Genomic DNA, 4,744 nt, shown 5'->3' with positions numbered 1-4,744 from the left:
GCTCGGCGTCGGTGAGCAGGGGCAGCGCCGACAACGGCCGTCCGGGATCGGCCGCGACGCATTCGACCAGCGTCTGCAGGTGACCGACCAACCGCGCAACCGTCGAACGATCAAACAACGCAGTGCTGTATCGGATTGACCCCGCCAGCCCACTTTCCCCTGAGTCTGCCACGGTGAGGATGAGGTCGTACTTCACGGTCTGCGCTGTGTTCTGCGCCTCGTCGTTCTGACTTCCGTCGCTGTCGTTCCCCTCGGTGGTGAGGTAGTTGAACAGCGTCTGGAACAGCGGGGTCCGGGAGCGGTCGCGGTCGATGCCGAGCTCGTCCACGAGTTGCTCGAACGGCAGGTCCTGATGACCATAGGCGTCCAGCGCCGTAGCGCGGACCTGCTGCAGCAGGTCAGTAAAGGTGGGGTCGCCCGACAGGTCGGCCCGCAGTACCAGCGTGTTGACGAAGAACCCGATCAAATCCTCGGTCTCGGCCTGATTCCGGTTGGCCACCGGCGTACCGACCAGCACGTCATCCTGACGGCTGTAGCGGCCGAGCAGCACGGTGTAAGCAGCCAGCAACGTCATGAACATGGTCATGCCGGTGCGGCGCGACAGTGCTCGCAGGCCGTCGGCTACTTCAGGACCGATGTGGAAGTCGAGTGCCGCACCGGCGGTGTCGCGGATGGCCGCGCGAGGGCGGTCGATGGGCAGATCGAGGACGGGCGGGTTGACGAGCTGCCGCCGCCAGTAACCGAGCTGCTCCTCCAGCGTCTCGCCGGTAAGCCAGGAACGCTGCCATTGCGCGAAATCGGCGTACTGCACCTGGAGCGGTGCCAGCGGCGACGGCTGTCCGGCGCGGAAGGCCTCGTAAAGGGAGGCGAGTTCCTCGTGAAAGATTTTGGCCGACCACTCATCGAAGACGACATGGTGCATGCACAAGGCCAGGATGTGCAGGTCCTCGCTGAGGCGGATCAGGCTGCCACGCAACAGAGGTCCTGTGGCCAGGTCGAATGGAGCGGCCGCGTCAGCAGCGATCAGCGCCTGTGCTTCCTCTTCGCTCGCCACCTCGATGACCGACAGGTCGAAGTCGGCGGGCGGGTCAATGATCTGGTACGGGATGCCGTCGGCGTCTGCGACGAGCCGGGTCCTTAGGACCTCATGCCGCTCCACCAGCGCCGTCAGCGCGGCACGCAAGGCCAGGACATCGAGGTCACCAGGCATCGGAATCGGGGTGGGGATGTTGTATTCGGCCGATCCGGGATCGAGTTGGGCCAGGAACCACAGCCGCTGCTGCGCAAACGACAGCGACAACGGCTGATCACGGTCGGCCGGGACGATCGGCGGCGCGACCGTGGTGAGGGCGGTGCTGTCAATGAGCGTGGCCAGACCCTTGATGATCGGCTGATCGAACAAGGCCGCCAATGGAAGATCCGCGCTGAAAGCGTTGCGGATACGGGTCATGGCCTGGGTGGCCAGCAGAGAGTGCCCGCCCAGATCGAAGAAGTTGTCCCCAACGCCCACCTGGTCCACGCCGAGCAGGTCGGCCCAGATCCCGGCCAGCACCTGCTCCGTCGCCGTCACCGGCGCCTCATAACCGCCGACGAGCTCGGGACGGCTGCCGTCCGGCACCGGCAGCGCGGCCCGATCGATCTTCCCGTTCGGAGACAACGGGAAGGCAGCCAGCTCAATGAACACCGACGGGATCATGTAATCCGGCAGGCCGACAGCCAGATACGCCCGCAGATCATCCGTGGCGGGAATGCCGTGGGCTGGATCAGCGGGAACCAGGTAGGCGACCAGCCGACGGTCAGCGTCCTGCCCGAACGTGGTCACCAGGGCTGCGGCGATGTGCGGGTGGCCGGTCAGCGCATGCTGGATCTCGCCCGGCTCGATCCGGAAACCACGAATCTTCACCTGATGATCGGTACGCCCCAGGAAGGCCAACTGGCCATCCGGCCGCCACACAGCCACATCACCGGTGCGATACAGGCGCGAGCCGTCACCCGCGTACGGGTCGGCCACAAACCGCTCCGCCGTCAGCACCGGCCGCCCGTGATAACCACGGGCCAGGCCCACACCACCCACGAACAACTCCCCGGACACACCGGTAGGGGCGAGGTTGAGGTGGGCATCCAGCACGTGGGTGGTGGTGTTGGCGATCGGACCGCCGATCCCGGCCGGATCCTGGCCGATGGTCGCGCACACCGTCGTCTCGGTCGGACCGTAGGCGTTCAGCAGCCGATGCCGGCCGCCCCACACCTGCGCAAGTTCCGGATCCAGGTGCTCACCCGCGCTGATCAACGTCAACTCGGGTAGCTGCGCCGGGTCCAGCGTGGCCAGCAGCGACGGCGGCAACGTCGCCACATCCACCCGCTGCTCCCGGATGAACCCGGCCAGATCGGCCGTCCGCTGCTCCGCCCGCGGAACCACCAGCGTCGCCCCTGCGGCCAGCGTCACCGCGATCTCCGACACCGCCGCATCAAACCCAGGCGACGCGAACTGCAACACCCGCGACCCCGCCGAAACCCCGAACGCTTCCTGCTGTGCCACCACCAGGTTCACCAGACCCCGATGCCCGACCCGCACCCCCTTCGGGCGGCCGGTGGAACCGGAGGTGTAAATCAGGTAGGCCGCCTGACCTGGGGCAACAGGCACATCAGGAGGCGTGACCGGCATAGCCTGTATGCCCGGATCGTCCATCACCAGCGTGCGCAGACGGCCGGCGGGCAGCTCCTCCAGCCGCGGGCGCAGACCGCTAACCGGGACGTCCGCACCCGCGTCCGCATCGGCGGCGGGGAGCCTGCTCAGCAGTTCCCCGGTGGTCAGCAGAAGGTCCGTCCCGCTGTCTGCCAGCACATAGGCCAGCCGATCCGTCGGATTGGTGGGGTCCAGCGGCAGATAGGCCGCGCCCGCCTTCCACACCGCCAGCACGGCCACCACCAGGTCCGCACCGCGAGGAAGGCACAACGCCACCGTCGTCTCCGCCCCCGCACCCAGCCCGATCAGCCGATGAGCCAGCCGATTGGCACGAGCCTCCAGCTCGCCGTAGCTGAGCTCTCCTTCGGCCCCGGCCACCGCGACCGTCTCGGGTCCGGCCATCGCACGAGCCGCGATCAGCTCGTGCACACCCCCCACCTCGGGCAGCACCATCCCGGTGGCGTTGATGCCGTCCAGGACCTGCCGCTCGGCCGAGGTCAAAACAGGCAAGGCCGACAACGGCCGGTCCGGATCAGCGGTGACGGCATCCAGCAGCACCCGAAGGTGGCCAATCAGCCGCTCGATCGTGGCCTGGTCGAACAAGGCCGTGCTGTACTGCACCGAACCGGCCAGATCCCGGTCACCAGAGCCGACCATGCTCACAACCAGATCGAACTTGACGACACCTTCCTGAACCGTGGCCTCGGCCGACTCCTCGCTTCCACGATCGTCGCCCGACTCGCCGATGTAGTTGAACAACGTCTGGAACAACGGCGTCCGAGAACGATCACGCTCCACACCCAGCTCATCGACAAGCTGCTCGAACGGCAGATCCTGATGACCATAGGCGTCCAACGCGGTGGCCCGCACCTGCTGCAACAGGTCGGTGAAGGTCGGGTCGCCGGACAGGTCGGTACGCAGCACCAGCGTGTTGACGAAGAACCCGATCAGATCCTCGGTCTCGGCCTGATTCCGATTGGCCACCGGCGTACCGACCAGCACATCATTCTGGGCGCTGTATTTACCGAGCAGCGCACTGAACGCCGCGAACAGCGTCATGAACATGGTGCCGCCGCTCTGACGCGTCAACTCGTGCAGCCGGCGAGCGGTTTCAGCTTCAATACGGAAGCTGATGGCAGCGCCGGCCGTGGAGCGTACAGGAGGGCGGGGCCGGTCGGTGGGCAGATCGAGGATGGGCGGGTTGGCGAGCTGGTGACGCCAGTAGCCGAGCTGCTCTTGCAGCGTCTGGCCGGTCAGCCAGGAGCGCTGCCACACGGCGAAATCGGCGTACTGGACTGGCAGCGGTGTCAGCGGGGACGGCTCTCCCGCCCGGAATGCGTCGTAGAGCGTGGTGAGTTCCCGCTGGAAGATCTTGGCCGACCATTCGTCGGAGATGACGTGGTGCATGCACAAGGCCAGGATGTGCAGGTCGTCGGTGAGGCGGATCAACGTGCCGCGCAGCAGCGGACCGGCCGCCAGATCGAACGGCGTGGCCGCGTCGGCGGCGATCAGCGCCTGTGCTTCCTGGTCGCTCGCCGCCTCGATGACGGGCAGGTCGAAGTCGGCGGGAGGGTCGATGATCTGGTACGGGACGCCGTCGGCGTCGGCGACCAACCGAGTGCGTAACACCTCATGCCGTTCCACCAGCGCCGTCAGCGCGGCACGCAGGGCGGGAATGTCAAGGTCCCCGGGCAGCGGGATGGGAGTGGGGGTGTTGTATTCGGCCGAGTCGGGGTCGAGTTGGGCCAGGAACCACAACCGCTGCTGGGCGAATGACAGCGGCAGCGGCTGGTCGCGGTCGGCCGGGCGGATCGGTGGCCTGGCGGTTTCAGCCGAGGCTTGGTCTATGAGGGTAGCCAGGCTGTTGATGGTGGGCTGGTCGAACAGGGCCGCGAGAGCCATGTCCGTGCCGAAAGTGCTGCGGATACGAGAGGTGACCTGAGTGGCCAGCAGGGAGTGGCCGCCCAGATCGAAGAAGTTGTCCCGGACACCCACCTGGTCCACACCGAGCAACTCGGCCCAGATCCCGGCCAGCACCTGCTCCGTCGGGGAAGTAGG

Annotated in this window: 1 protein-coding gene; it reads right to left on the bottom strand. The window is 66.9% G+C overall.

Annotation, left to right across the window (positions count from 1 at the left end):
- Positions 1-4,723, bottom strand: a 4,723-nt coding sequence (locus ABZS69_RS66830; RefSeq protein WP_355395552.1) for an amino acid adenylation domain-containing protein, incomplete at its 3' end; no start/stop codon positions are given.
- Positions 4,724-4,744 lie beyond the last annotated feature (21 nt).

Origin of the sequence: Nonomuraea sp. NPDC005650, assembly GCF_040605375.1 — a bacterium.
Classification (GTDB): domain Bacteria; phylum Actinomycetota; class Actinomycetes; order Streptosporangiales; family Streptosporangiaceae; genus Nonomuraea.
Note: the sequence above shows the minus strand (reverse complement) of the source record. Positions and strands in the feature narration are given on the sequence as shown.